Source organism: Janthinobacterium sp. BJB401, from assembly GCF_013372745.1.
Lineage (GTDB): Bacteria > Pseudomonadota > Gammaproteobacteria > Burkholderiales > Burkholderiaceae_D > Janthinobacterium > Janthinobacterium rivuli.
In genome coordinates, this window is the sequence record NZ_JABXFH010000048.1 from 21,587 (window position 1) to 45,694 (window position 24,108).

Annotated in this window: 25 protein-coding genes and 1 tRNA gene; 13 read left to right on the forward strand and 13 right to left on the reverse strand. The window is 62.2% G+C overall.

The features are described from left to right. The first annotated feature begins 8 nt into the window (after positions 1-8). Together HWE17_RS23520 and HWE17_RS23525 are read left to right on the forward strand one after the other, a co-directional pair. On the forward strand, positions 9-1,349 hold the full coding sequence (locus HWE17_RS23520; protein WP_176390440.1) for a PepSY domain-containing protein: 1,341 nt from the start codon (positions 9-11) through the stop codon (positions 1,347-1,349). Between the two features lie 56 nt (positions 1,350-1,405). Continuing rightward, positions 1,406-1,789 (forward strand): hypothetical protein, encoded by a 384-nt coding sequence (locus tag HWE17_RS23525; protein WP_176390441.1) that lies wholly within the window; start codon positions 1,406-1,408, stop codon positions 1,787-1,789. A 6-nt stretch (positions 1,790-1,795) separates the two neighbouring features. On the opposite strand, the gene HWE17_RS23530 is transcribed toward HWE17_RS23525, so the two are convergent. Continuing rightward, entirely contained in the window at positions 1,796-2,710 is a 915-nt protein-coding gene (locus HWE17_RS23530) for a LysR family transcriptional regulator (RefSeq protein WP_099401064.1), read from the reverse strand. Between the two features lie 102 nt (positions 2,711-2,812). Between HWE17_RS23530 and HWE17_RS23535 the strand changes: the two genes are divergently transcribed. The 4 genes from HWE17_RS23535 (at position 2,813) to HWE17_RS23550 (ending at position 6,570) form a co-directional block, all read left to right on the forward strand. Continuing rightward, positions 2,813-3,922 carry a muconate/chloromuconate family cycloisomerase gene (locus tag HWE17_RS23535; protein WP_176390442.1) on the forward strand — a complete coding sequence of 370 codons (1,110 nt, stop codon included), beginning with the start codon at positions 2,813-2,815 and terminating at the stop codon, positions 3,920-3,922. 19 nt (positions 3,923-3,941) lie between these two features. Further along, on the forward strand, positions 3,942-4,232 hold the full coding sequence (gene catC / locus HWE17_RS23540) for a muconolactone Delta-isomerase (protein ID WP_035825063.1): 291 nt from the start codon (positions 3,942-3,944) through the stop codon (positions 4,230-4,232). A gap of 11 nt (positions 4,233-4,243) precedes the next feature. Continuing rightward, on the forward strand, positions 4,244-5,041 hold the full coding sequence (pcaD, locus tag HWE17_RS23545) for a 3-oxoadipate enol-lactonase (protein ID WP_176390443.1): 798 nt from the start codon (positions 4,244-4,246) through the stop codon (positions 5,039-5,041). Positions 5,042-5,172: 131 nt separating this feature from the next. Beyond that, positions 5,173-6,570 (forward strand): sodium:solute symporter family protein, encoded by a 1,398-nt coding sequence (locus tag HWE17_RS23550; protein ID WP_176390444.1) that lies wholly within the window; start codon positions 5,173-5,175, stop codon positions 6,568-6,570. Between the two features lie 2 nt (positions 6,571-6,572). Here the strand turns inward: HWE17_RS23550 and HWE17_RS23555 are convergent, their stop codons facing one another. The 10 genes from HWE17_RS23555 to HWE17_RS23600 all read right to left on the reverse strand — a co-directional run bounded on the left by HWE17_RS23555 (position 6,573) and on the right by HWE17_RS23600 (position 17,618). Next, positions 6,573-7,496 carry a Na/Pi cotransporter family protein gene (locus HWE17_RS23555; RefSeq protein WP_176390445.1) on the reverse strand — a complete coding sequence of 308 codons (924 nt, stop codon included), beginning with the start codon at positions 7,494-7,496 and terminating at the stop codon, positions 6,573-6,575. Positions 7,497-7,530: 34 nt separating this feature from the next. Continuing rightward, a complete protein-coding gene (locus HWE17_RS23560; protein WP_176390446.1) occupies positions 7,531-8,925 on the reverse strand; it encodes a GntP family permease in 1,395 nt (464 codons plus the stop codon). Positions 8,926-9,137: 212 nt separating this feature from the next. Next, positions 9,138-9,497 (reverse strand): hypothetical protein, encoded by a 360-nt coding sequence (locus HWE17_RS23565; protein ID WP_176390447.1) that lies wholly within the window; start codon positions 9,495-9,497, stop codon positions 9,138-9,140. Between the two features lie 271 nt (positions 9,498-9,768). Beyond that, positions 9,769-10,689: a fatty acid desaturase family protein gene (locus HWE17_RS23570; protein ID WP_176390448.1), complete on the reverse strand. Its 921-nt coding sequence runs from the start codon at positions 10,687-10,689 to the stop codon at positions 9,769-9,771. A gap of 10 nt (positions 10,690-10,699) precedes the next feature. Further along, positions 10,700-11,818, reverse strand: coding sequence for a hypothetical protein (locus HWE17_RS23575; protein ID WP_176390449.1), 1,119 nt, complete (start codon positions 11,816-11,818; stop codon positions 10,700-10,702). After that, on the reverse strand, positions 11,815-12,474 hold the full coding sequence (locus HWE17_RS23580) for a hypothetical protein (RefSeq protein ID WP_341353818.1): 660 nt from the start codon (positions 12,472-12,474) through the stop codon (positions 11,815-11,817). Before HWE17_RS23580 ends, HWE17_RS23575 begins: the two co-directional genes overlap by 4 nt. Positions 12,475-12,529: 55 nt before the next feature. Next, positions 12,530-13,522 (reverse strand): hypothetical protein, encoded by a 993-nt coding sequence (locus tag HWE17_RS23585; protein WP_176390451.1) that lies wholly within the window; start codon positions 13,520-13,522, stop codon positions 12,530-12,532. Positions 13,523-13,539: 17 nt separating this feature from the next. After that, positions 13,540-14,562, reverse strand: coding sequence for a glycosyltransferase family 2 protein (locus tag HWE17_RS23590; RefSeq protein WP_255206370.1), 1,023 nt, complete (start codon positions 14,560-14,562; stop codon positions 13,540-13,542). Positions 14,563-15,393: 831 nt separating this feature from the next. Further along, a tRNA-Pro gene (locus tag HWE17_RS23595) sits at positions 15,394-15,470 on the reverse strand. Positions 15,471-15,524: 54 nt separating this feature from the next. Further along, positions 15,525-17,618, reverse strand: coding sequence for an AsmA family protein (locus HWE17_RS23600; protein WP_176390453.1), 2,094 nt, complete (start codon positions 17,616-17,618; stop codon positions 15,525-15,527). Positions 17,619-17,739: 121 nt separating this feature from the next. Here HWE17_RS23600 and HWE17_RS23605 point away from each other — a divergent pair, with 121 nt between their 5' ends. Together HWE17_RS23605 and arsC are read left to right on the forward strand one after the other, a co-directional pair. Further along, the gene (locus HWE17_RS23605) at positions 17,740-18,093 is read left to right on the forward strand and encodes a helix-turn-helix transcriptional regulator (protein WP_176390454.1); all 354 of its coding nucleotides are present in this window, start codon (positions 17,740-17,742) and stop codon (positions 18,091-18,093) included. A gap of 13 nt (positions 18,094-18,106) precedes the next feature. Beyond that, a complete protein-coding gene (gene arsC, locus HWE17_RS23610) occupies positions 18,107-18,529 on the forward strand; it encodes an arsenate reductase (glutaredoxin) (protein ID WP_176390455.1) in 423 nt (140 codons plus the stop codon). A 49-nt stretch (positions 18,530-18,578) separates the two neighbouring features. Here arsC and ispB read toward each other — a convergent pair whose 3' ends face one another. Further along, positions 18,579-19,568: an octaprenyl diphosphate synthase gene (gene ispB, locus HWE17_RS23615; RefSeq protein WP_035825085.1), complete on the reverse strand. Its 990-nt coding sequence runs from the start codon at positions 19,566-19,568 to the stop codon at positions 18,579-18,581. A gap of 304 nt (positions 19,569-19,872) precedes the next feature. On the opposite strand from ispB, the gene rplU reads away from it, so the two are divergent. The 5 genes from rplU to proB all read left to right on the forward strand — a co-directional run bounded on the left by rplU (position 19,873) and on the right by proB (position 23,302). Beyond that, entirely contained in the window at positions 19,873-20,184 is a 312-nt protein-coding gene (gene rplU / locus HWE17_RS23620; protein ID WP_034754730.1) for a 50S ribosomal protein L21, read from the forward strand. A 53-nt stretch (positions 20,185-20,237) separates the two neighbouring features. Then, positions 20,238-20,510 carry a 50S ribosomal protein L27 gene (gene rpmA / locus HWE17_RS23625; protein ID WP_010395157.1) on the forward strand — a complete coding sequence of 91 codons (273 nt, stop codon included), beginning with the start codon at positions 20,238-20,240 and terminating at the stop codon, positions 20,508-20,510. Between the two features lie 113 nt (positions 20,511-20,623). Further along, complete coding sequence (gene obgE / locus HWE17_RS23630; RefSeq protein ID WP_034754647.1) at positions 20,624-21,733, forward strand: GTPase ObgE; 1,110 nt, start codon at positions 20,624-20,626, stop codon at positions 21,731-21,733. A gap of 12 nt (positions 21,734-21,745) precedes the next feature. Next, entirely contained in the window at positions 21,746-22,156 is a 411-nt protein-coding gene (locus tag HWE17_RS23635) for a hypothetical protein (protein ID WP_035825091.1), read from the forward strand. Positions 22,157-22,183: 27 nt separating this feature from the next. Further along, on the forward strand, positions 22,184-23,302 hold the full coding sequence (gene proB / locus HWE17_RS23640; RefSeq protein WP_035825093.1) for a glutamate 5-kinase: 1,119 nt from the start codon (positions 22,184-22,186) through the stop codon (positions 23,300-23,302). A 125-nt stretch (positions 23,303-23,427) separates the two neighbouring features. Here the strand turns inward: proB and nth are convergent, their stop codons facing one another. Further along, complete coding sequence (gene nth / locus HWE17_RS23645; protein ID WP_035825095.1) at positions 23,428-24,075, reverse strand: endonuclease III; 648 nt, start codon at positions 24,073-24,075, stop codon at positions 23,428-23,430. Between the last annotated feature and the right edge of the window lie 33 nt (positions 24,076-24,108).

The window sequence follows — 24,108 nt, forward strand, 5'->3', positions numbered from 1 at the left end:
GGATAGCCATGGACGATCACACCTTTCTTATCGCGCGGCGCAAAAGCCTGTACTGGCGCATCCACTTCTGGGCCGCGCTGATCGCCTCGCCGTTTGCCCTGGTGGCCACCCTGACGGGCATGTTGTATGTGTTCACGCCGCAGATCGAGGCAAGGCTGTACCAGCACCTCGATCATGTGGCGCCGCAGGACTCGATGCTGCCGCTGGACGCCGCCGTGGCGGCAGCGGAGCGGGCCGCGCCGCGCGGCTGGACGGTGCAGCACGTGGTGCCGCCGTTTCAACCGGATGACGCGGTGCAGGTGGCTTTTGCGCCGCCCGGCGGCGCGCAGGATGAACATGCGGGCCATGGCGGACATGCCGCGCCGGCCAAGCCGAAGTTTGGCCTGCCCGCGCAAGCCATCATCGTGTATGTGAATCCGTATGACGCGCGCGTGCTGGGCAGCCTGGCCAGCAGCGAGCGCTTTGGCAACTGGGCGAAAAAGCTGCATTCGCGCCTGCTGCAGAATGATGGCTGGCGCTGGATGATCGAGCTGGCGGCCAGCTGGCTGATGGTGATGCTGGTGACGGGTGTGGTCCTGTGGTGGCCGCGCGGCGCGCAATCGGGCTTGCCGAAGCGGGGCGCGCGGGGCCGCAATGGCTGGCGCCAGTGGCATGCTTTTCTTGGCGTGGCGCTCGGCATCGTCAGCGTCGTGATCCTGACGACGGGGCTGACGTGGAGCCAGCAGGCGGGCGGGCGCATCCGCGCGCTGCGCGATGTCAGCGGCCAGGCGCCGCCGCCCGTGCCGCGCGGTCTGCATTCGACCGAGGCGGGCGCTCCGCTCGACTGGCAGGATGCGTGGCAGGTAGCGCGCAGCCACGCGCCCGCCATCGCCGTGCAGCTGACGGCGCCGGCCAGCCAGGATGATGTGTGGCGCGCCACCATGGCCGACCGCAGCCAGCCCACCTTGCGCTTCGATCTGCAATTCGATGCCTACAGCGGCAAGCCTTTGTACTATGCGGGCTGGGAAGCGCAGACGGCGTTCGGCAAGGCGACGGCCATCGGCATTCCATTCCACCGCGGCGAATTTGGCTGGTGGAACCAGGCCTTGCTGCTGCTGTTCGGCGCCAGCGTGCTGTTCTCGCTGGTGTCGGGCTGGGTGATGTTTTTCAAGCGGCGCCTGCCAGGCTCGCTGGGTTTGCCCAAGCTGCTGCCGGGCGCCTGGACCTCGCCGTCCATGCTGGCCTGGCTGGCGGCGGCCGTCATGTGCGCGCTGATGCCGCTGCTGCTCGTTTCCGGCGCCATGCTGTTGTTGCTGGAGCTGCTCCTGGCGAAATGCGGTGCGCGTATCGGCAGGGTGCGACTGCGCTAGAATAAGGGGTGCGGCCAGGCTCGTTGCCATGGGCCGCCCCCTTGTAACGGTTGAACATGGTATTCATCGACTTTCCCGCCTTGTCCTCACTGGCCGCCGCGTCGGCCCTGGTGACCAAAAAATGCAGCTGCTGCGCCGTCCCGCTGGACGCCTGGCAGCGCCTTCCCACTTCGCTGGAGCTGGACCGCTTTGAAGAAGTCGGCACCCTGCGCGAAGACCCGTACGAAGAACCGACGTTTGCCGAATACCACCCGCACGGCACGCGCTATGACAGCGTGGACGCGCCCATCGCCCCGCGCTACTATCCCGCGAACCTGAGCCAGGTGGCCCGCTGCCTGAACTGCGGCCGTTACTACCTGCGCTACAACGAGGCGGGCGGCTATTTCACGGAACTGCGCATTCGCGCGCTGCGCCCGACATTGCTGGCCGACGCGGCGTAGTCACTGCTACAGGCTTTCCTTGACGTGCGCGATGCCGTGTTCATCGTAGATCGAGTACACGGCAGCGAGGAGGTTTTCCAGTTCCGGCGAGCGGTCCATATGCCGCATGCTGAATAAAATGGGCGAGAACGCATGCTTGTCGTCCAGCTTGCGGTACACGACGTTCCGGTGATGCATGGCCTGCACGCTTTCCGGCACGATGGAGATGCCCTGGCCGGCCGCCACCAGTCCCATGGAAATCTGCAGCTCGCGCACTTCCGTAACGGGGCCGGGCGTGACATTGCCTTCGCTGAACATGGCCAGCACCTGGTCGGCAAAACTGGGACGTGGCGCTTTCGGATACACGAGCAGGGTTTCGTGGATCAAGTCAGTCAGGCGCAATCCGCCTTCCCCCTTGGCCAGCCGGTGGCCCGGTGGCAGGGCCACCACCAGCCGCTCCTCGCGCAGCAGGATGCGGCGGATGCTGGGGTCTTCGCTTTTCAGGCGTCCGAATCCCACGTCGATGCGGCCTTCCTTCAGGGCCTTCAACTGCTGCACCGTCGTCATTTCATGCAGGCTTACGTCGACTTCGGGATGACGCTCGCAAAAGCGGTGCACGATGTCGGGTAACTCCCCATACAGGGTCGAGGCGACGAAGCCGATCGACAGCGTGCGTTCCAGCTTGCCCACGCGCTGCGTCATCGCCTGCAGGTCGCGCACCTGGTCGAGCAGGGGCCGCGCATGGGCGAGGAAAAACTCGCCCGCTTCCGTCAGCCGCAAGGGCCGTGACCCCTTTTCGATCAGCGCCACGCCCAGGATTTCTTCCAGCTGCTGCATCTGCCGGCTCAGCGGCGGCTGCGCGATGTGCAGCCGCGCGGCGGCCCGCGTGAAGTTCCTTTCCTCTGCGACCGCAACGAAGTAGCGCAAGTGGCGTAATTCCATCTTCATACCTTTCAAGTATAGGTTTGATACCAACTCGGTGTTGGACGTGGGGAGATTCGGGGCATATCGTGTCACCACTCCACAGAATTATACGGAATAAATATGATTCAAAATATCGAGACCTACCTGGTCGATGTGCCTACCATACGTCCGCACCGCATGTCGGTCGCCACCATGAATACGCAAACCCTGGTGCTGGTGCGGCTGCGCTGCGCCGACGGCATCACGGGCTGGGGCGAAGCGACCACCATCGGCGGCTTGGGCTACGGCGGCGAAAGCCCGGAAAGCATCAAGACGAATATCGACACCTATATCGCGCCGCTGCTGGTCGGCATGGAAGCGAGCGAAGTGGCCAAGGCCATGGCCAGGGTGCGCAAGGTCATCCAGGGCAACCGCTTCGCCAAGTGCGCGATCGAGACGGCCCTGCTGGACGCCCAGGCGCGCCGCCTGAACGTGCCGCTGTCGGAATTGCTGGGCGGGCGCGTGCGCGATGCGCTGCCCGTGGCCTGGGTGCTGGCCAGCGGCGACACGGCGCGCGATATCGCCGAAGGCGAAAAGATGCTGGAACTGCGCCGCCACCGCATCTTCAAGTTGAAGATCGGTCTGCGCGACGTGATGGATGACGTGGCCCACGTGCTGGAGATCAAGCGTGCACTGGGCGAACGGGCCAGCGTGCGCGTCGACGTCAACCAGGCCTGGAGCGAAACGGACGCCGTGCGCGGCATCGCCGCGCTGGAAGCGGGCGGCGTCGACCTGATCGAGCAACCGGTCAAGGCGGGCAACCGCGCCGCGCTGGCGCGCCTGAAGCAGCGCTTCGACGTGGCCATCATGGCCGACGAAGCCCTGCATGGCCCCGCCGATGCGCTGGCGCTGGCGCAAGCCGACGCGGCCGACGTGTTTGCCGTGAAAATCACCCAGTCGGGCGGCTTGCTGCCGGCGCTGGAAGTGGCCACCGTGGCGCGTCTGGCTGGCGTGGGCCTGTACGGCGGCACCATGCTCGAAGGCGGCGTCGGCACGGCCGCCACGGCCCATGTGTGCTCCACGTTCGCGGAACTGGCCTGGGGCACGGAGCTGTTCGGGCCACTGCTGCTGACGCAGGAAGTCTTGCGCGAGCCGCTCGTGTACCGCGACTTCATGCTGCAGGTGCCGACAGGGCCGGGCCTGGGCGTCGAGATCGATATGGACAAGCTGCGCGTCATGCAGCGTCAATAAGTCAGTCAAAGGAGAAACCATGTTATTCCATGTACGCATGAACGTGAACCTGCCATTGAGCATGCCCGCTGAGCAGGCGGCGCAACTCAAGCAAACGGAAAAGGCACTGGCGCAGCGCCTGCAGCACGAGGGCAAGTGGCGCCACCTGTGGCGCATCGCCGGTCAGTACGCCAATGTCAGCGTCTTCGACGTGGACAGCGTGGACGAGCTGCACAACTTGCTCACTTCCTTGCCCTTGTTCCCCTACATGCAGATCGACGTGATGCCGCTGTGCCGCCATCCCTCGTCCGTGCGCGACGACGATTCCTGAGGAGACATGCAATGATAGGCAACGATATTGTGGGGAAAACGTGCGCGGTGGATGGTATCGGCCTGCATTACCGCACGGATGGCGAGCGCCGCAAGCCTTGCCTGGTCCTGTCGAATTCCCTCGGCACGGATCTGTCCATGTGGGAGGCGCAGGCGGCCGCGCTGGCCGGCGACTTTTTTGTCGTGCGCTACGATACGCGCGGCCATGGCCAGTCGGCCAGCGGCGGCGCGCCGTTCGGCATCGAGCGGCTGGGGCAGGATGTGGTGGCGCTGCTCGACCATCTTGATATCGAACGCGCCGCCTTCTGCGGCATTTCCATGGGCGGTTTGACGGGCCAGTGGCTGGGCATACACCAGCCGCGGCGCTTGACGCACCTTGTGCTGGCGAATACGGCGGCGCGCATCGGCGGCGCCGCGCCGTGGCAGTTGCGGGCGGAGCAGGTGCGCCGCGACGGCATGGCCGCGGTGGCCGAGAGCGCCGCCGCGCGCTGGTTCACGCCGCAGTTCATCGAACGCGAAGCGGACACGGTGGCGCGCCTGGCCGGCATTTTGCGGGGCCAGGATGCGAGCGGCTATGCGGCCTGTTGCGACGTGCTGGCCCAGACGGACTTGCACGACGCCGTGGGCACGATCGCCGTGCCGACCCTGATCATCGCGGGCGAGCATGATCCCGTGACCACCATCGACGACGGGCGCTGGCTGCAGCAGCAGATCGCTGGCGCCCGCCTGGCCAGCCTGCCCGCTTCGCATATCTCGAACATTGAGGCGGCGGACTTGTTTACAGAACAGTTGCGGACTTTTTTAGTGTGAGGCTTGCTGTACCGTATCGGTACGGCGGGAATGTGGTTTTCCCCTGAGCAGCGTCGCCGGCAAGACTGGCATGCGGCAGGGGAGGCTTTCTTGAAAAATAATAATAAGAAAAGCAGACTTGGAGTAGACGGATGGAAAACAGATTGATCATCATCGCCGCGGTCACGGTGGGCTATTTCGCCCTCATGTCGTACATTACCTATAGCGTGCGCAAGCATGCCAACAGCGCCGAGGGCATGACGGCGGGCGGGCGCAATTATCCCGCCTTCCTGATCGGCGCCTTGCTATTGTCGGAATTCATCGGCAGTTCCGTCAGCATCGGCACGGCCCAGAAGGGCTATGAACTGGGCATTTCCGCCGCGTGGAATCTGGTGGCGCTGTCGCTGGGCTTTTTCCTGCTGGCCATCGTGCTGGTGAAAAAATACAAGGAAAGCGGGCAGTCGACGATTTCCGGCATTCTCGCGCAGACGTATGGCGAGCCTGTGCGCTATGCGGCGTCCATCCTCACCATCGTCGCGCTGAGCATCGTTGCCGTGGCCCTGTATGCGAGCGGCGGCGCCGTGCTGGCGGCCGTGCTGCACATCAACAAGACGGTCGCCATCTTGCTGGTCGGCGCCATCACCGTGATCTATGTCAGCCTGGGCGGCATGCGCTCGGTCGTGTACACCAATTTCGCCCACTCCATCGTCAAATACCTGGGCGTGATCCTGGCGCTGGCGTATGCGCTGGAGGCAACGGGCGGCATCGGCGCGCTGCAGGCGCAGCTGCCGGCCAAGATGTTCAACTGGGTCGAGATCGGCTGGGGCCAGATCATCGCCTGGATGATCGGCGGCATCGGTTCCATCTTCGCCACGCAATATGTGATCCAGGCGCTGGTCAGCACGGACAATCCGGCCGTGGCCAAGCGCGCCTGCTATTACGTGTCGTCGCTGATGATCCCGTTCGGCCTGATGGCGGCCCTGATCGGCATGTGCAGCGCCGTGCTGTATCCGGGCATGAAGTCGATCGACGCGTTTCCCACGATGATCGCCCACATGCCGGCGTTTTCCGCCAGCATCATGATCGTCGGCCTGGCCGGCGCCCTGTTTGGCGGCATTTCCGCCACCACGCTGGCATCGGCCACCCTGGCCATGAAGGATTTTTATGATCCCTGGTATAACAAGGCGAAGAACGACGCGAAATCGCTGATGTTCCTGCGCATCGCCATCGTCGTGGCGGGCCTGCTGCCGCTGGTGCTGGCGCTGTATGCGGAAAAACTGCTGATGATCGCCTTCCTGGGCAAGGCCCTGCGCGCCACCCTGGCCGTGCTGGTGCTGATGGCCTTCTATGCGCCGAAATTCGGCACGCCGCGCGGCGCCTTTGTCGGCGTGATCGTCTCGGTGATCGCCACGATTGGCTGGTTCCTGGCGGGCAATCCGTACGGCGTGGACAGTTCCTACCTGGCGCTGGCCGGTCCGCTGCTGACCATGGGCATCAGCCATGTGTTCAAGCCGGCGCAAGCGACAGGCGCCGCGCCGGCCGTGAAATAGCCTCAGGCGGGAGCCGCCTTCAGCCAGCGCATCAGGCGCGGCTGGAGGTAGGGCAGGAACACGAGGAAACACAGGCCCACGCACAGGTTGAAAATCAGGTGCGCGGCCGCCACGGCCGTGCCGGCCAGCGGCAGCAAGGCATCCGACAGGGCGGGGATGAAGGGGAAGAAGGCCAGCGCGCCGGCCAGGTTGAACAGGAAGTTGGCCTTGGCTGTGGCTTGCGCGTTGGCGCTCATCTGCAGGCTCGACAGCAGCGCTGTCGAGGTGGAGCCGACGTTGGCGCCCACGACGATGGCGATGGCCGCCTCGGCCGGGATCAGCTGGTGCTGCGTCAGCACGATGGCCAGGCCGGTGGAGACGCTGCTCGATTGCACCAGCGCCGTAAATAGCGCGCCCATCAGCAAGGCGATCCACGGTTCGCGCGCCTGCGCCAGGGTGTCGACGAACCACGGCTGCGCCTGCAGCGGCTTGAGTTCGCTCGAAATCAGGTCCAGCGCGAAAAAGATCAAGCCAAAGTAAAACGCCGCCTTGCCCAGCGCCTGTATCTTGCTGGGCAGGCTGGAGACGAGGGCGCCGCCGATGATGAACAGGGGGCCGATGCCCGTCAGCTTCATCGACACCAGCCAGGCCGTGGCCGTCGTGCCGACATTCGCCCCCAGGAGGATTGCCAGGCTGCCCGCAAAGCTGATCACCTGCGCATCGACGAGGGCGACGGCCAGCGCCGTCGTGGCGCTGCTTGACTGCACCAGCGCCGTGGCGATGGCGCCGACGAGAAAGCCATACCAGCGGTTGGTGGTGACTCGCGCCAGCCAGGCTTGCATGCCCGCGCCGCCCATCGCTTGCAGTTCACGGCTGAAAGCTTGCAAGCTGTACAAGAACAGCACCACGGCCGAGACGGCCGCGATCAATACCTGGAAATGATTCATGGAGCGGTGCGAAAGAGCGTCGGGGAAGACGCGATCATACCAGCCCTGTCAGGTAGTAAATACCGATTACTAAAAACACGGCTACCGTCTTGATGACGGTGATGCCGAAAATGTCGCGGTAGGACTGGCGGTGCGTGAGGCCCGTGACGGCCAGCAGGGTGATCACGGCGCCATTGTGCGGCAAGGTATCCATGCCGCCGCTGGCCATGGCCACCACGCGGTGCATGACTTCGAGCGGAATATGCGCCTGCTGCGCGGCCTGGATAAAACTGTCCGACATGGCTGCCAGCGCGATGCTCATGCCGCCCGAGGCCGATCCCGTGATGCCGGCCAGGGTCGTCACGGACACGGCCGCGTTGACGAGCGGATCGGGCACGCTGCGCAGGGTGTTGCTGACGGCAAGAAAGCCGGGCAGGGCCGCGATGACGCCGCCGAAGCCATATTCGGACGCCGTATTCATGGCCGCCAGCAAGGCGCCGCCCACGGCCGCCTTGGTGCCTTCGGCAAAGGCGGCGCGGATGCGCCCGAAGGCGGTAATGCAGACGAGCAAAATTCCCAGCAGCAAGGCGCCTTCCACGGCCCAGATGCCGGTCACGGAGGCTATCGACGTCGACACGGGCGCATGCAAGCCGGGCAGGGCGTCGGCGGTGAGCACGTAGCTGTCGCCGTACCATTGGGGAATCAGTTTGGTCAGCGCAAAGTTGGCCACACCGACCAGCACCAGAGGCGCCACCGACAGCAGCGGATGGGGCAAGTCGCCCACGCCGGCCGTGGCCTTGTCGGTCTCGGCCCCATAACCTTCGCCCGTCGCCATGACGGAACGGCGGCGCCATTCGAGGAAGGCCAGTCCCATGATCACCGTCAGCACGGCGCCTATCGTGCCCAGCCACGGCGCGGCCCAGCCGGTCGTATTGAAAAAGGTGGTGGGGATGATGTTCTGGATTTGCGGCGTGCCCGGCAAGGTATCCATGGTGAAGGAAAACGCGCCCAGGGCGATGGCGCCCGGCATCAGCCGCTTGGGAATATTGCTCTGGCGGTACAGCTCGGCTGCGAACGGGTAAACGGCAAACACCACCACGAACAGCGATACGCCGCCATACGTCAGCGCCGCGCACACGGCAACGATCACGGCATTCGCGCGCGCACTGCCGATATAACGAATGGCGGCCACGACGATGGACTGTGAAAAGCCGGACAGCTCAATTAGTTTACCGAACACGGCGCCGAGCAAAAAGACGGGGAAATACAGCTTGATAAAGCCCACCATCTTTTCCATGAAGATGCCGCTGAACACGGCAGGCACGGCCGACGGATCGGTCAGCAGCACGGCACCGAGCGCGGCGACGGGTGCAAACAGGATCACGCTATAGCCGCGGTAGGCGGCCAGCATCAGGAAGGCCAGTGCGGCCAGAACTATCAGGAAAGACATATGGCTGGGCCCTTGCGCGATGAAGGTGTTTAATTAATCAATTATTCAATTAATATCACACTTCGCGGGCACACGCTAACGCGCAGGTAAAGGTGCTTGAAGATTGCGTGGGCAAGGAAGCAAGGGGGTAATGTGACTCTGGACAAAAGTATTCGAATTGCCCTTCTGCCTGTCTAAGCGTCGCGTCGGCCGTTGGACTTCCTTCGAATTAATTACCAAGCCATGCCTTTCAATGCCTCCCCTAGTTGATGCATAAAAATCAAGAACCGTACCATGACAATCAGTGTCGCAATAAAAAGCAATCCGTACTGTTCACTGATCGTGATTCTTCCTGATTTCCCCAGCTTGACCCATGCCCAAATAAACAGGCACAGTGCGAGGCATGCAAGTGGGATTTTCAGTGGCCGGTCATTGAAACGTGGCACGCTGATACCTGTGAATATCCCAAGAAACTCAGTCGGATGATCGATCAGGAGCAGGAAAAAGGCGAGGATCGGGAGAAATCCAGTGAGCAGTCCAAGGAGATAGGCTTTCTTCTTGCTTGCCGCTTGCTTCGACGGATGGTTCATCATGGCTTGGACGCCTTCTCAGAAATTTATATCAACCAACGACGCAGACTTGTCACGCGAATTCAGATAAGGAAGGATGCCGATGGCATTTCAGGATGCTGGCCGGGGTGGGAGGATTCGAACTTGCTTATACGTTGAAAAGCAAAGAAAATCCGATACGCCGACATGGTCGGGCCGCGGCAATTCCACTTGGCGCGACTCCACCGTCAGGGTATCCAAAATTAAATCAACGCTTAGCTCAGACATTGATCGTGTTCGAATGCAAAGCATGCGGTCAGTGTTCGGCAATTTGCTTGAGTTGGCTGACGTCTCTCAGCACCTGTCCATACGATCGATACAAGTTGGCCGCCGGCAGGCGGCCTTGTTGCACCATTAGCGCATGCACCTGCTGCAGGCGATAGAAGGGTACGTGTGGATATTCATGATGCTCGATATGGTAATGGATACGATGCGGTCCGACGAAAAAAGTTTGCCAGCTGCGCCGTACGACGGTACGCGCACTGAATCGCTGATCTTCCGACGCCCGGTAGCCCGCGTGCTCGGTGATCGCGCGTATGCGCCCGAACAGCGGTAGCAAGGTCAGCGCTGGTAAGATCCAAAGCCCGAAATACAGCGCTGCATGTCCCGCCGCCGCGAGCAGGCCGATCATCACGCCCTGTACCGCAACGATGCTGGCGATTGCGTAGAACCTCTTGCTGTGGCCGGCAGCCTTGTGCGCATTGCGGCCACGCAGCCTGGCGCGCACCAGATTGCGCGCGCTGAGGAAGTATCCAATGCCGGTGGCATCTTTGAACAAACGCCACACCAATTCCCTACGCGTCACGGGGTAGTCGTCGATGCCGAATATGGTGGCGACCGGATCGTCGGCTACCATCGGTGCACGGTGATGCTGCAAGTGGCCGCTGCGATAAAAATCCATCACCAGCAGCAGTGGCGCTGCCGCGAACAGCTGGCCTGCGATGTCGTTCAGGCGCCGATGCGACAGCAGGGTACCGTGAGCGCTTTCATGCATCAGAACGGCTAGCGCGAGCTGGGTGCGGGCGACCAGGACCGCGCTTAGCAGGAACACCAGCGGATAGGGAAAGCGGATAGCCGCGGCGAAGCAGGCAGCAATCAGCGCCCAGTCAAGCGCGACGGCGAGTAGTGCGCGCGGATTGCTGATCGTTGTGAGATGCGCCGGTAATGGGGGCCTCATGATGGACGCCTCATCGGTGGACAGACCGCGCGGCCAGCTCGTACAGCACCGCTACCCAGCTCTGCAGGCGTGCGCCGGCTACCGCGCGGCCGTCCGGCGCAGGCAAGGTGGGGGCGCTTTGTAGCAGATCGGCGCACGCGCTGCACAGGTCTTGGGCGAACGTTGGCGCGTCGCCGCGCCAGACGACGATGCGATGCGCCAGCCCCAGCGCCGCCGCGCGCGCTGCGTTGATTTTCTGCTCCGGCTGCTCGGTTAGCACCAGAACGATGGGCCGACCGTAGACCAGCGCCACCGACAACGCCGCCATGCCGGGCGCCGAGACGATCAGGTTGCTGGCGGCAGCTTGCCGCACCCAGTCGGCGTCCTGCGCCTTCCATCGCGCGCGTCCGGCATAGCCCTCGCCGACCAGCGTTGCGTGCATGCCGGCGAGGAGCAAGCCGGTTTCGATCCCATCGGCCAGGCAGGGGTCGCGGAAATGGGGATTGAGGTAGACGGCTGCGCATGCCTGCGCGCGCGGCACTGCGGCGTCAAACAGCGCGGCCACAACGACCGGAGTCGGCAGGCGGAATGTGGCGCCGTCGCAAGTCGCCTCGTAGCTGAAGTCGTGCTCAATGCGCGCTAAGCTGGCGTTGATCTGCCATCCGACGATGCGATGGAACAGGCGTGAGAGGATAGCTGGTAGTCGCCCGGAAAAATTGTTTTGAACCGCCTGCCGCAAGCTGGTGCCGTAGATGTGTACCACCTTGCCCCGCCATGCCGGCATGCAGCCCATGAACAGCAATGCCGGGTGAAATGAGTCGTTGATGATTAAGTCTGCGCTGCGCAGAGCGATGCGTAGTTGCATCATGTCGCGGCACATCCGCGACGGTCGAAACAGATAGTTGGCGATATTTGCGTCGGTTTCTGCGGACAGCATGTTTTGCCGGGTGTCAAACTGGACTGCGTAGTGGCGCGACAGCACTTGCGCAGTGATGCCGAATCCGGCCAGGAAAGCGACGCCTTCGTCCGATGTGGTCAGTACATCGACATCGGCGCCGTATTCGCGTAACGCATGCGTGAGTAGTTGCGCGCGCATCAGGTGACCGCGGGCGTCGGCCGTTGCCAGATAGGTCACCTTGATGGTGTTCATGGACGTGCGGGCCACAGCCGCAACGCGGCGCCGGCCAGATACATGATGAGCGCGCTGGAGACGCCCCAGGCACGATCGATGGCGCGAATCTCATCGAGCAGCGATGCCAGGCTCCCGTGTTCGGACGGCAGCACCAGACGTGCCAGCGTATGCTGGCACAAGCGCACGTGGCGGTCTTCATCGCTCAGCACACCAACCAACAGGGGATATAGCGGATGAACTGTGCCAATCAGCGCGCAATGGCGCCGCAGAACGCGGGTGAACGTCTGTTCGGCGCACAAGCCGATAGCGAACGCCGGGATGAGGTGGCCTGCGGAAAAGCTGCTACTGTAGCGATGCGCGAGTGTGCGCCATTGCGCGATCTTGCGTAGGGTGAGCGCATCGGGGCGCGCGGACAAAGGCACCGGCGCTATCCCGCCCCGCGCCGTTAGCGCAGCCGCAAACAGCGAAGCATGACGCCGTTCGTCCGCCAGGTGCTTTTCCATTTGTCGCGCCAGCCAGGCCGGCGGCTGGCCCAGCAGGTCAGACTGCAGCGCGATTTCGCTGGCCTCCTCGCCTATCAGGTAGATACGCAACAGCAGCCGTTCACCGGCCACGCTGGCATGCAGTTGGCGCAGGGCGGCACGCTTGATGTGGTCGACCCAGCGCGCCTGCATGGCCGGCAAGCCGCATAGTGGCGGCGCTGCCAAGCGGGCCGGCAGCGGCCATCCATCAGCGTGCAAGCGCATCGCCCGCCGCCAGCTGATTGCCCAGCACGAGCCCGATAAAGCTTTGCTGCAGGAAAGCCGCCGCCGCATTGCCGGCCCCGGCAAAGGCCTGTTGCTGGTCGCCGTAACGCAGGTAGCCCTGGCCGTGCACGGCGCCGATGGTCAGCTTGTCGCGCGCGGCGAAGCCACGCTTCATCAGCGGCTTGAGCAGCGGGTGGTCGCTCAGGCCGTACAGGAACAGTTCGCGCTGGACCACTTGGTTGGGGATTTTGCCGGTCAGCGCTTCGAGCTCGAATGACCAAGTGCCGTGCGCCAGCAGGGCGCCGGCGTTGCCGGCGCTTGGCGGATCGCTGTGCAGCCGTGCGCGCATCACAGGCTTGGCTACCTTACCTGCACCGAGCGTGATGGTGATGTCGGGATCGCCCGGCTTCGCGCCGCGGTTGTCACGTACCTGTACCAGGTGGCTGGACAGGCGCGCGGCCAGGGCGGGATCGGACACCAGCTTTGTGGCTTGCTCGAACGATACCAGCACACGTCGGCCACTTGCTGCCGGCACGTCCACCAGATAGGGGTCGATACGTACCGCGCTGAATGCCCCCTTGACCGGTGTATGCGCATGGCTGCTGACTGACCAACTGTCTCCGGATTTGCTCAGTATCAGGTGGACGCTGACCGGTACGCGGCGGCCCGCTTCGTCCAGTGCCGAGCCTTGCAACAGCACGTCGCCGACGATGGTCTTTTTGCCATAACTGCGGGCGTTGTTGAAGTGAATCTGGTACGAGCTGGTGTCGACAGCTGCCGTGGTGGCCTGGTCGTCGAGGCCGATGCGGTTACACATCTCGGCATGCGTGTTCACCTCGGGAAGCGGGCAGCCGCTGGCTGATGCAAAATAATGAACGCCACGCCCCTCCAAGTCGGTGGCGCGGGCACTACCGGTCAGCGCCAGCAAACTCAGGGCTGCCCATTGCAAAGTGGTGTAGGAACGGTGCAAGGTCATGGTAGGGTTTCCCGTGGTTAGCGTTCATGGTAGGACAGCGATTGTGCGTCGGCGCCCTCGGCGGCAGCGCTGCGGATGCCGAGGCCCCGGCACAGTGCGCCAAGCATGTCCAGCCCGGAAAAAAACCCGATCAGAACGACGGCCGACACCCAGCGCAGGCCGCGCACCGGCGTTGCATCCTGATGGTTGAGTGCGTGCAGGCTGTACCACAGCCGCGCCGTCAGCACACAGAGCGGTCCGACAGGGCCGCTATTTGCCAGCCATTGCATGGACCGTGGCAGATAGGTGCGCACCAGGTGGGGCGTCAAGCCGAGCGTGTCCTGTCCGCGCATCCAGCGTAATTTGAACAGCTCGAAGCGGGTATCGGGCAGCTTGTGCACGGTGTGCGCCCGCACGGCGTAGTGCAGAGCCACGCCTGCGGCTTGGAGACGCAGGCCCAGCACCTGACAGTGCGCGCGATACACGCCGTCGAGTGGCTGATAGCGGTGCTGCGCGAACAGCTCGCGCAAGAACACCACGTTGTTGGCGTAGAAGTTGCGCGTCGCGCGAGCTAGCAGCTGGCTGGGGAAGTACATGAAGTCAATCGTGGTTAGGGCGGTGCCTGCCACAGTGGCAGCGTAGCTGGTGCGGCCGGCCACCACTGCCGGTGGCGCTGCGTCCGTCAGCGGCGCGATCAGCTGTTCAAGCCAGTCTTGTTCGGGCTTGCAGTCGGCGTCGGCGAAGCAGACGTAGTCGCAGCGGTCGGCATGGACGGCGTCGAAACCGTCGTTCTTGGCCTGGTAGTAGCCGGTGCTGGCATGGATCCGCACGAAGTCGATGTCGCGGCCCGCCAGGCGCTCCGCGCTTGTGCGAATGCGCTCGCACAAGCCGTCGTGCGTGACGATCACTTGCGCGAGTGCGCTTAGTGCGACGCTCTGTTGCGCCAGCAGGCCGATCACATGCAGCAGGCTGGCGCCGGCCGCATCCAGGCCGGCGCCGCCGCGCAGGTTATTCGTCTCCAATACCAGGGCGGTACGCGCGGCAACATGTTCATGCGGCATATTGTTTTCCATTGCCCAAACAAGACGAGGGCCGTTAATTGGTCAAATCGGCGCACCGTTACGCGGCCAGCCTCTCAACTCTGCCCGGATGAGGCTGCTAACCAAGCCAAGCTGCAGACGTACGGATTGTCTATTCCGAGATACCATTTTGCTTTGATAGTTCCGAACCCATCTTGTTTTTGGACAATATCATCATTAGTTTCTTCGGGGTATTTAGGGGATCAGCTTACTTCCGTCATGCTGGCGAACGGCGGGCGAGGTGAATCATGGAACACCTGTCCTCACGGCTGTATTCTGGTTCGAGCAGGCTGATGCAGTGCTGTTGACCTGGCAATGTTTGCCTCTACGACTATCAGTCGAAGCCGGCCGATTGGCGCTGGGTGCGATTCCGGCCAGACCGAGCCTGGGGATTCCAGTTGAGATTGTTTATGCGTTGTGTCGCGCTGCTGACGAACCTGTTGGGCTCGTTCGAGTGGACGGTCAGAGCTCTGTGTCAAACTACTATGAAACAACTTCATCATGCCAATTCAGGAAATTGTACGTAAGTGCGCTACTTACTCCCATTTTTCATTGCTGATCATTTGGCATCCAGAATCGGCCTCCATCAATTCAAGGAGTCAGAACCATGCAAGAGGGCGAAACGAGCCTCGTGCTCGACGCGACGAACATGCCGCCTCGGGCCAGCCAATCTGCCGTTTGTCGGCGGCCACGGCGAACCGATACTAGAAGTGGAACACCGAACAGCTACGCTAATTTGCCACTAACGGACTAAAAATGACAAAGCCCAGTAGCTGTGGCTTTTCTAAGTTCTTGATTTGCAAAAAAGAAATTTGGTCGGGGTGAGAGGATTCGAACCTCCGGCCTCTGCGTCCCGAACGCAGCGCTCTACCAGGCTGAGCCACACCCCGCTTTTCTTTATTACAGCAGATGGCGGGGCGGGTTTCAAGCGGCTGCATCAACCTCTATTTCTTTTCCTGCTGCGCCTTCTTGATCTCCGCTTCGCTGACTTTTTTTGCTGGCGCATTCGTCGCCGGCGAAGTCGGGGCCTTGCGGGTGGCGTTGGCTTGCGCCATGACGGCGGCGCAGTCCGTGTCGGGGGCCTTGTCGACGTTGACCAGCGGCAGCAGGGCGGCCAGTGGCGTGACGACGGTGGCCAGGGCTACGGCGGCGCCCGCTTTCAGGGCCAGCGGACCTTTTTGCGGGCCGACGGCCGGGTTCTTGAACGTGCCTTTCGCGTACAGCGGCGTGCGCAGGGTGATGATGCGGGCGCCCTTGGTGCGGGGGCGCACGTCGAGGTCCAGGGTTTCGGTGGCCAGGTTGACGTTGCCCGTGACATTCACGACGGCCGTGTCCGTATCGAGCACGAAGCGGCGCACGTCGGCCTGGCCATTCGTGACGGCGAAATCGCTGGCCAGGCAGTTCAGGTGGACTTGTTTGTCGCCAAAGATTTTCACGAAGACGGCGTTGGCCAGGTTCAGGCCGGCCAGTTCCAGCATGAACTGGCTGACGGAGCCTTCGCTGACGGTGGCCGCCAGTTCGCCATTCGCGCTGGCCAGCATGGCCGAGACGGAATTGCCGTGGCCCGTCAGCGCCGCGTCGCCATATACTTCGCCGAAGCTCGCTTGCATCGATTGCAGCTTGGGAAACAGTTCGCGAATTTTGAGGTGGCGCGCCGCCACCTTGGCTTGCGCGGCGATGGTCTTTTGACGGCCATCGAGCGTGATGTTCGAGGTGATGTCGCCGCCGGCCATGCCGAAGTTGAGCGGCGTCAAACTCAGTACCTTGTCTTTCATGTGGATGTTGGCGACGACATTGTTGAGCGGTATGTCGTGCGTGCGCACCAGTTTCTTGCCCGTAAATTTCACGTCGGCGTCGAGCGCATTCCATTTGGCCGTGTTGAACTGTTCCACGGGCAAGGCTTTGTTGTCGGGTTGCACGGGCGCCTTGCCGCGCGCCTGTTTCCGCGCATTGCTGTCGGCGCCGATGGTGGGGCCCAGGTCTTCCAGGCGCAATTGCTGCGACGTTACTTCGCCGCGCAGCAGGGGGCGCGGCTGGCGCGGCAAATATTGCAGGGTGCCGCCCAGGTCGCTCTGGCCCACCGTGCCCTTGAAATTCTGATAGGTCCAGTTCCAGCTGGCGCCGTCCTTCTTGCCCAGCAGGCGGCCCTTGGTCGCGTAGTCCGGCGTTTCCGGCAGCAGCACGCCCGTCAGCGGATACAGGTCGGCCATGCTGGCGCCGGCCAGGCTCAGCTGCAAATCGATGCCCGACAATGAGCGTGGATCCGTCAAGGTGCCGTCGATGCTGGCCTTGTTCTTGCCCAGCACGGCATGCGCCTGCACGGGATACACGGTGTTGTTGTCGGTCAAGGACAGCACCGCGCCGGCCTTGCCGCCGCCCGTCACGGGTGCCTTGCGGTAGCTGCCGCCCAAGGTGAAGGCGATGCCGTATTTCTGCACGGGAGCGTTGCCTGGCGCATCGCCCGGCGTGGCGTCGGGCGCCGTCGAGCTGACCTTGGCGTGCACGTCGAGGGCGATGCCTTCGTCGAGGTAGCGGATGACGCCGTCGCCGAAGGCCATGCGCTGGATTTCCACGTCCCATGCCGAAGGGCCGTTGTCTTTCAAGGTCCAGCTGTTGCTGCCATCGGCGCGCCGCTGCAGGGCAATGTTGGGAGAGGCTAGCGCCAAGTCCGTCAGCACCACGCGATGCTGCAACAGGGGCAAGGGATGGATGGCCACGTCGATGCGTTTCGCGCTGGCCAGTTGCGGGCCGGCCGTCGCCCAGTCCGGGTTGCTCATGCGCACGTCCTGCGCGCTGATGACGGGGCGCGGCACGTAGCGGCGCCAGCCCGGTTCCGTTTTCAGGCCTTGCTGCCATTTCACCTGCAGATCGCCGCCGATGACGAAGGTACGGCCCGTGCTTTCCGACACCTTCTCGTTGATGTAGGGGCGGGCGCGGTTCCAGTCGAAGGTCAGCACGAAGATGACCACGATGGCGATCAGGGCCAGCAGGGCGGCCAGGCTCCAGCCGAGGATTTTGAGCGGGGTTGAGCGTGTCATGGGGATGCCAATCGCAGTGATTTTTTCTTCAAGATAGACCGATAGACCATGACAGTCGGTGCGCTGGGTTACGTAAGAGGTGTCGCTTGAAACGATTCAATAATTCGACTATTATTGAAATATGGAAAATGAAAAGACAATCGCAACGCAAACTGCGCCATTGACGAGTGCGGCCGCCATCGCAGCCCTGGCTGCGCTGGCACAGGAATCGCGGCTGGCCGTGTTCCGCCTGCTGGTACAAGCGGGGCCGGAAGGCATGGCGGCGACGAAAATCGCCGAAGCGCTGGCGATCGCGCCCTCGTCGCTGTCGTTTCACCTGAAAGAACTGGCGCATGCCAATCTGGTGACGGCAAGCAAGGCAGGGCGCTCCATCATCTATGCCGCCAATTATGCGGGCATGAACGGCTTGCTGGCCTTTTTGACCGAGAACTGCTGCGCTGGCGCGACTTGTTGCGTCAGCGAACCTACTAACTGAAGGACATCACGACATGACGATCACGATCTATCACAACACGGCCTGCGGCACCTCGCGTAATACCCTGGCCCTGATCCGCAACACGGGCGTCGAGCCCGTCATCATCGATTACGTCAAGCATCCGCCTTCGCGTGAAGAGCTGGTCGACCTGATCAAGCGCGCGGGTCTTTCCGTGCGCGCGGCGATGCGTGACAAGGGCGCCCTGTATGACGAGCTGGGCCTGGCCAATCCTGAGTTGAGCGATGCGGTCCTGCTGGACGCCATGCAAGCCCATCCTATTTTGATCAACCGTCCCATCGTCGTCACGGAACTGGGCGTGCGCCTGTGCCGGCCGTCGGAAAAGGTGCTGGAGATATTGCCGCTGCCGCAGCAAGGGGCATTTGCCAAGGAAGACGGCCAGGCCGTGGTGGGCGCCGATGGCAAGCCGGTGAAATAAAAAAACGGCGCCAGTGGCGCCGTTTTGTATTGCATGTAATAAAACGGGATCAGTGATTGCGGTCCACGGCAAACGAGCACAGTTGCAGCATCGATTGCTTGTAGACGCTGTCCGGCCAGCCGGCGATGGCATCGGCGGCGCGCTGGCCGGCGATTTCCGCCTGCTTGCGCGTGTAGTCGAGGGCGCCACTATTGGTGATGGCGGCCAGGACGGTATCGAAATGCTGTTCGTCGCCTTGCTCGATGCAGCTGCGCACCAGCTCGCGCTGTTCCGGCGTGCCGTTTTCCATCAGCCAGATCAGCGGCATGGTCGGTTTGCCTTCGCGCAAATCGTCGCCCACGTTCTTGCCGATCTCGGCGGCGTCGCCTGCATAGTCGAGCACGTCGTCGATCAGCTGGAAGGCCGTGCCCAGCGAGCGGCCGTATTCGGCAGCCGCTTCGATGTCGTCTTCGCTGGCACCGGCGATCAGGGCGCCCAGTTGCGCCGACGCTTCGAACAGCTTGGCCGTCTTCGAGCGGATGACGTTCAAATAGCTTTCTTGCGTCACGTCCGGATCGTGCATGTTCAGCAACTGCAGCACTTCGCCTTCGGCGATCACGTTGGTGGCGTCGGAGAGGATTTGCATGACGCGCATGTTGTTCAGCGACACCATCAGCTGGAACGAGCGCGAGTGCAGGAAGTCGCCCACCAGCACCGAAGCGGCATTGCCGAACAGCGCATTGGCCGTCTGGCGTCCGCGGCGCATCGACGATTCGTCGACGACATCGTCGTGCAGCAGGGTGGCGGTGTGGATGAATTCGACCACGGCGGCCAGTTCATGGTGCGCCGTGCCGCGATAGGCGTGGGCATTGGCCACCAGCAAAATCAGCACGGGACGGATGCGTTTGCCGCCTGCGCTGATGATGTATTCAGCGATCTGGTTGATCAGAATCACATCGGAGTGCAACTTTTGGCGGATCACCGTATTGACTGCGTCCATATCGGCGGCAATCGTTTGCACGATGGTGTTTTGGTTAACGTGTTTGTTAGCGTCAGACAAGGCGAACCTGCATTAGATTGTGGGTGCCGCGATTATACGACAAGGCTTGCGCGTGCGTGACGTTTGCCTATGACTGTAGAGCAATTGATTGACCTTGTTGGCACTGGCGCGCGTTTTGCTGTCCGCCTGGCGCAAGCCTGACATGATGGTCAGGTTGTCGACATACCACGATCGTCAAGCTTTGTGAATAGTTTTTGACGCAATTTCTCAGTCCGTGTATAATCGCTGGTTCCCCCTGTTGTGCACGGCTTGCTTTTCATGGCAGTGGGACAAATTCTTTCAACATTTGATGAGGTTTCAAATCATGTACGCGGTCATAAAAACCGGTGGCAAACAATACAAAGTTGTCGCTGGCGAAAAACTTAAAGTAGAACAGATACCGGCAGACATTGGTTCCGAAATCACCATCGATCAAGTTCTCGCAGTAGGCGCGGGCGACAGCATCAAGTTTGGTGCTCCATTGGTCGAAGGTGCAACGGTACTGGTTACGGTTGTGGCGCATGGTCGCCATGATAAGGTCAAAATTTTCAAGATGCGTCGTCGTAAGCACTACCAAAAGCATCAAGGCCATCGCCAGAATTTTACCGAAATCCAAATCGTTTCGATCAACGGCTAATCGCCGCTGTTTGACGCAGTTTGTCTACATAATCAGCTATCAAGGAGTCTTAAATGGCACATAAAAAAGGCGGCGGCACAACGCGAAACGGCCGTGATTCAGAATCAAAACGTCTGGGCGTTAAAGTCTACGGCGGCCAAGCTATCAATGCTGGCGGCATCATCATTCGTCAACGCGGCACCCCAGTGCGCGCCGGCGAAGGCGTAGGCATGGGCAAGGACCACACGTTGTTCGCGCTGATCGCGGGCAAAGTGAAGTTCGTTGTCAAAGGTGCTGGCTCGAAGCAATTCGTGACCGTTGTACCTAACGCAGCAGTACCAGCGTAATTCACTGCGGAGCGCTAGTTCGCTCCGCAATGATCGCATGATGTAAGGCGCAAGCCTTCAATCGAAAGGCTCTGCCCAAGGTAGAGCCTTTTTAGTTTTATGGCGGCAAAATTATGAAGTTTATCGACGAAGCAAAAATCGAAGTCATCGCGGGCGATGGCGGCAACGGCTGCGCCTCTTTCTGCCGTGAAAAATTCCGGCCTTTCGGCGGTCCCGATGGCGGCGATGGCGGCAAGGGCGGCACCATTTGGGCAGTCGCCGACCGCAATATCAACACGCTCGTCGATTTCCGCTTCTCCAAAATGCACAAGGCTCGCAATGGCGAGCCTGGCCGTGGCGCAGATTGCTATGGCAAGGGCGCCGATGACATCCACCTGCGCATGCCGGTCGGCACCTTGATCATCGACAACGCGAGCGGCGAAATCCTGGCCGACCTGACCGAACACGGCCAGACTGAAATGCTGGCCAAGGGCGGCGAAGGCGGCTGGGGCAATATCCACTTCAAGTCCTCGACCAACCGCGCACCACGCCAAAAAGGCGAGGGCAAGGAAGGCGAACGCCGCGAACTGCGTCTGGAATTGAAAGTGCTGGCCGACGTTGGCCTGCTGGGCATGCCGAACGCCGGCAAGTCGACCTTCATTTCGGCCGTCTCGAACGCGCGTCCGAAAATTGCCGATTACCCATTTACCACCCTGCACCCGAACCTGGGCGTGGTGCGCGTGTCGCACGAGAAGAGCTTTGTGATCGCCGATATTCCCGGCTTGATCGAAGGCGCTTCCGAAGGCGCGGGCCTGGGCCATCAATTCCTGCGTCACTTGCAGCGCACGGGTCTGCTGTTGCACATCGTCGACCTGGCACCGTTTGAAACCAACGTCGATCCTGTCAAGGAAGCCAAGGCGCTGGTCAAGGAATTGAAGAAGTACGACGAGTCGCTGGTCGACAAGCCGCGCTGGCTGGTGTTGAATAAGCTCGACATGGTGCCGGAAGAAGAGCGCAAGAAGATCGTCAAGGACTTCCTCAAGCGTTTCGCCTGGAAAGGTCCCGTCTTCGAGATCTCCGCGCTGAACCATCAGGGTTGCCCGGAACTGGTGAATGCGATTTACCAGCATCTGGAAGAGAAGAAACACAGCGAAAGCCGTGCCGAAGAAACGCAGATGACCGAAGAAGCACGCGGTATCTCGTCGATCGACCCCGATGATCCGCGTTTCAAGATCCTCGACTAAGGCTTTACCCTGATGTCGGTACAGACGGCCGCTGCCGCGCCAGCGCGCAAGCAAGCGTGGCAGCGCCGTGTATTGCATCTGATCGCGTATGCTTACGGGCTGAGCGCGGTCGCCTGCCTGCTGTTCGCCGATGAAATGGCGGCCGGCATGGGCATCTTCCTCAATGGCGTCAACGGCTACAGCCAGTTCTACGCTACTCATGTCGGTGTCTGGGGCGCTACCGCGCTCCTGGCGCTGTTCGCGGCACGGCAGGGCGAACCGCCTGTCCTCGGCGATATCACTGCAATGTTGGTCCTGGCGCAGCCCGCCGGCCGTCTGTTCGCGGCCATCAGCTTCGGCTTGCCCCAGGGTTTTGTGTTGTTCATGTGCGCAATGGAGCTGACGGCGGGGCTGGCCTTGCTGCTGCTGCGTCCTGCGCGCTGACGTCTATTAAGTGAAGAGCGCCGCCCCATGGATTCCGTGATTCAAAAAGCTACCCGCATCATCATCAAAGTCGGCTCTTCGCTGGTCACCAACGATGGCCGCGGACTCGACCATGCCGCCATCGCGCGCTGGGCCGCGCAGATTTCCGGCTTGCGCGCCCTGGGCAAGGAAGTCGTGCTGGTGAGCTCCGGCGCCATCGCCGAAGGCATGCTGCGCCTCGGTTTCGAGCAGCGCCCCACCGATATCCACGAATTGCAGGCTTGCGCCGCCGTCGGCCAGATGGGCCTGGCGCAAATCTATGAAAGCAGCTTCCGCGCCCACAGCCTCGGCACGGCGCAAGTGCTGCTCACGCACGCCGACCTGGCCGACCGCGAACGCTACCTGAATGCCCGCTCCACCCTGACGACCCTGCTGCGTCTGGGTGTGGTGCCGATCATCAACGAAAACGACACCGTCGTCACCGATGAAATCAAGTTCGGCGACAACGATACCCTGGGCGCCCTGGTCGCCAACCTGATCGAAGCCGATGCGCTCGTCATCCTGACCGACCAGCACGGTTTGTTCTCGGCCGACCCGCGCAAGGACCCGAACGCTTATCTGATCACGCAGGGCATCGCTGGCGATCCGGCCCTGGAAGCGATGGCCGGCGGCGCCGGCAGCAGCCTGGGGCGTGGCGGCATGCTGACGAAAATCCTCGCCGCCAAGCGCGCCGCCAAGTCCGGTGCCCATACCATCATCGCCTGGGGCCGCGACAGCGACGTGCTCAGCCGCCTGGCCCAGGGCGAAGCGATCGGCACGGAGTTGCGGGCGCAAACGGGGCAGTTGACTGCGCGCAAGCAGTGGATGGCTGATCATCTGCATACGGCCGGCGCCGTCGTGCTGGATGCAGGTGCCGCGCAAAAGCTGCGCCAGGAAGGCAAGTCGCTGTTGCCGATCGGCGTGACGGGCGTGAATGGCGAATTTGGCCGCGGCGCCGTGATCACCTGCGTCGACGCGGATGGCGTGCCCGTGGCGCGCGGCTTGTCCAACTACACGAGTGGCGAAGCGCGCCGCATCATGCGCAAGCCGTCCACCGAGATCGAGTCCATCCTCGGCTACATGGAAGGCCATGAGCTGATCCATCGCGACAATATGGTCTTGCTGTAGGTCGGATTAGCGGAGCGTAATCCGACAACATTGTTGGCACGGACCGTGGTGTTGTCGGGTTACGCCCTGTGGGCTAACCCGACCTACGACGCAACGACATCGGCCCATTCGGGCCGTTTTTTTACCTATACCACGGCCGGCATCGGCGACTTGTCCTTGTAGTCGCACAGGTCGGCAATCATGCAGTTCCAGCATTGCGGCTTGCGCGCCGTGCATGTGTAGCGGCCGTGCAGGATGAGCCAGTGGTGGGCGTCGTGCAGGAATTCCTTCGGTACGAACTTCAATAACTTTTGCTCGACGATATCGACATTCTTGCCTGGCGCGATGCCGGTGCGGTTCGAAACCCGGAAGATATGCGTGTCGACGGCCATCGTCGGTTCGCCAAACGCCGTGTTCATGACCACATTCGCCGTCTTGCGGCCCACGCCGGGCAAGGCTTCCAGCGAGGCGCGGTCGCGCGGCACTTCGCCGCCGTGCTGCTCCAGCAGGATCTGGCAGGTGGCGATGACGTTCTTCGCCTTGGTGCGGAACAGGCCGATGGTGCGGATGTAGCTGGCCAGCTCGTCGACGCCCAGCGCCAGTATCTTGGCAGGCGTATTGGCGACCGGATACAGCAAGCGGGTTGCCTTGTTGACGGACACGTCCGTTGCCTGTGCCGACAGCAGCACGGCGATCAGCAGCTCGAACGGCGTCGTGTATTCGAGTTCCGTCTTCGGGGAGGGGTTGGCGGCGCGAAAGCGCGTAAAGATTTCCAGGCGTTTGGCGGCGTTCATGCGTCTTTTTTCGGGGTGGTGGGGGCTGGCTGG

Excerpts from the sequence above, each read along its gene's own strand:
- HWE17_RS23520 (WP_176390440.1), top strand. The coding sequence starts at position 9 with ATGGACGATCACACCTTTCTTATCGCGCGGCGCAAAAGCCTGTACTGG.
- HWE17_RS23525 (WP_176390441.1), top strand. The coding sequence starts at position 1,406 with ATGGTATTCATCGACTTTCCCGCCTTGTCCTCACTGGCCGCCGCGTCG.
- HWE17_RS23530 (WP_099401064.1), bottom strand. The coding sequence starts at position 2,710 with ATGGAATTACGCCACTTGCGCTACTTCGTTGCGGTCGCAGAGGAAAGG.
- HWE17_RS23535 (WP_176390442.1), top strand. The coding sequence starts at position 2,813 with ATGATTCAAAATATCGAGACCTACCTGGTCGATGTGCCTACCATACGT.
- catC (WP_035825063.1), top strand. The coding sequence starts at position 3,942 with ATGTTATTCCATGTACGCATGAACGTGAACCTGCCATTGAGCATGCCC.
- pcaD (WP_176390443.1), top strand. The coding sequence starts at position 4,244 with ATGATAGGCAACGATATTGTGGGGAAAACGTGCGCGGTGGATGGTATC.
- HWE17_RS23550 (WP_176390444.1), top strand. The coding sequence starts at position 5,173 with ATGGAAAACAGATTGATCATCATCGCCGCGGTCACGGTGGGCTATTTC.
- HWE17_RS23555 (WP_176390445.1), bottom strand. The coding sequence starts at position 7,496 with ATGAATCATTTCCAGGTATTGATCGCGGCCGTCTCGGCCGTGGTGCTG.
- HWE17_RS23560 (WP_176390446.1), bottom strand. The coding sequence starts at position 8,925 with ATGTCTTTCCTGATAGTTCTGGCCGCACTGGCCTTCCTGATGCTGGCC.
- HWE17_RS23565 (WP_176390447.1), bottom strand. The coding sequence starts at position 9,497 with ATGATGAACCATCCGTCGAAGCAAGCGGCAAGCAAGAAGAAAGCCTAT.
- HWE17_RS23570 (WP_176390448.1), bottom strand. The coding sequence starts at position 10,689 with ATGAGGCCCCCATTACCGGCGCATCTCACAACGATCAGCAATCCGCGC.
- HWE17_RS23575 (WP_176390449.1), bottom strand. The coding sequence starts at position 11,818 with ATGAACACCATCAAGGTGACCTATCTGGCAACGGCCGACGCCCGCGGT.
- HWE17_RS23580 (WP_341353818.1), bottom strand. The coding sequence starts at position 12,474 with ATGCAGGCGCGCTGGGTCGACCACATCAAGCGTGCCGCCCTGCGCCAA.
- HWE17_RS23585 (WP_176390451.1), bottom strand. The coding sequence starts at position 13,522 with ATGACCTTGCACCGTTCCTACACCACTTTGCAATGGGCAGCCCTGAGT.
- HWE17_RS23590 (WP_255206370.1), bottom strand. The coding sequence starts at position 14,562 with ATGCCGCATGAACATGTTGCCGCGCGTACCGCCCTGGTATTGGAGACG.
- HWE17_RS23600 (WP_176390453.1), bottom strand. The coding sequence starts at position 17,618 with ATGACACGCTCAACCCCGCTCAAAATCCTCGGCTGGAGCCTGGCCGCC.
- HWE17_RS23605 (WP_176390454.1), top strand. The coding sequence starts at position 17,740 with ATGGAAAATGAAAAGACAATCGCAACGCAAACTGCGCCATTGACGAGT.
- arsC (WP_176390455.1), top strand. The coding sequence starts at position 18,107 with ATGACGATCACGATCTATCACAACACGGCCTGCGGCACCTCGCGTAAT.
- rplU (WP_034754730.1), top strand. The coding sequence starts at position 19,873 with ATGTACGCGGTCATAAAAACCGGTGGCAAACAATACAAAGTTGTCGCT.
- rpmA (WP_010395157.1), top strand. The coding sequence starts at position 20,238 with ATGGCACATAAAAAAGGCGGCGGCACAACGCGAAACGGCCGTGATTCA.
- obgE (WP_034754647.1), top strand. The coding sequence starts at position 20,624 with ATGAAGTTTATCGACGAAGCAAAAATCGAAGTCATCGCGGGCGATGGC.
- HWE17_RS23635 (WP_035825091.1), top strand. The coding sequence starts at position 21,746 with ATGTCGGTACAGACGGCCGCTGCCGCGCCAGCGCGCAAGCAAGCGTGG.
- proB (WP_035825093.1), top strand. The coding sequence starts at position 22,184 with ATGGATTCCGTGATTCAAAAAGCTACCCGCATCATCATCAAAGTCGGC.
- nth (WP_035825095.1), bottom strand. The coding sequence starts at position 24,075 with ATGAACGCCGCCAAACGCCTGGAAATCTTTACGCGCTTTCGCGCCGCC.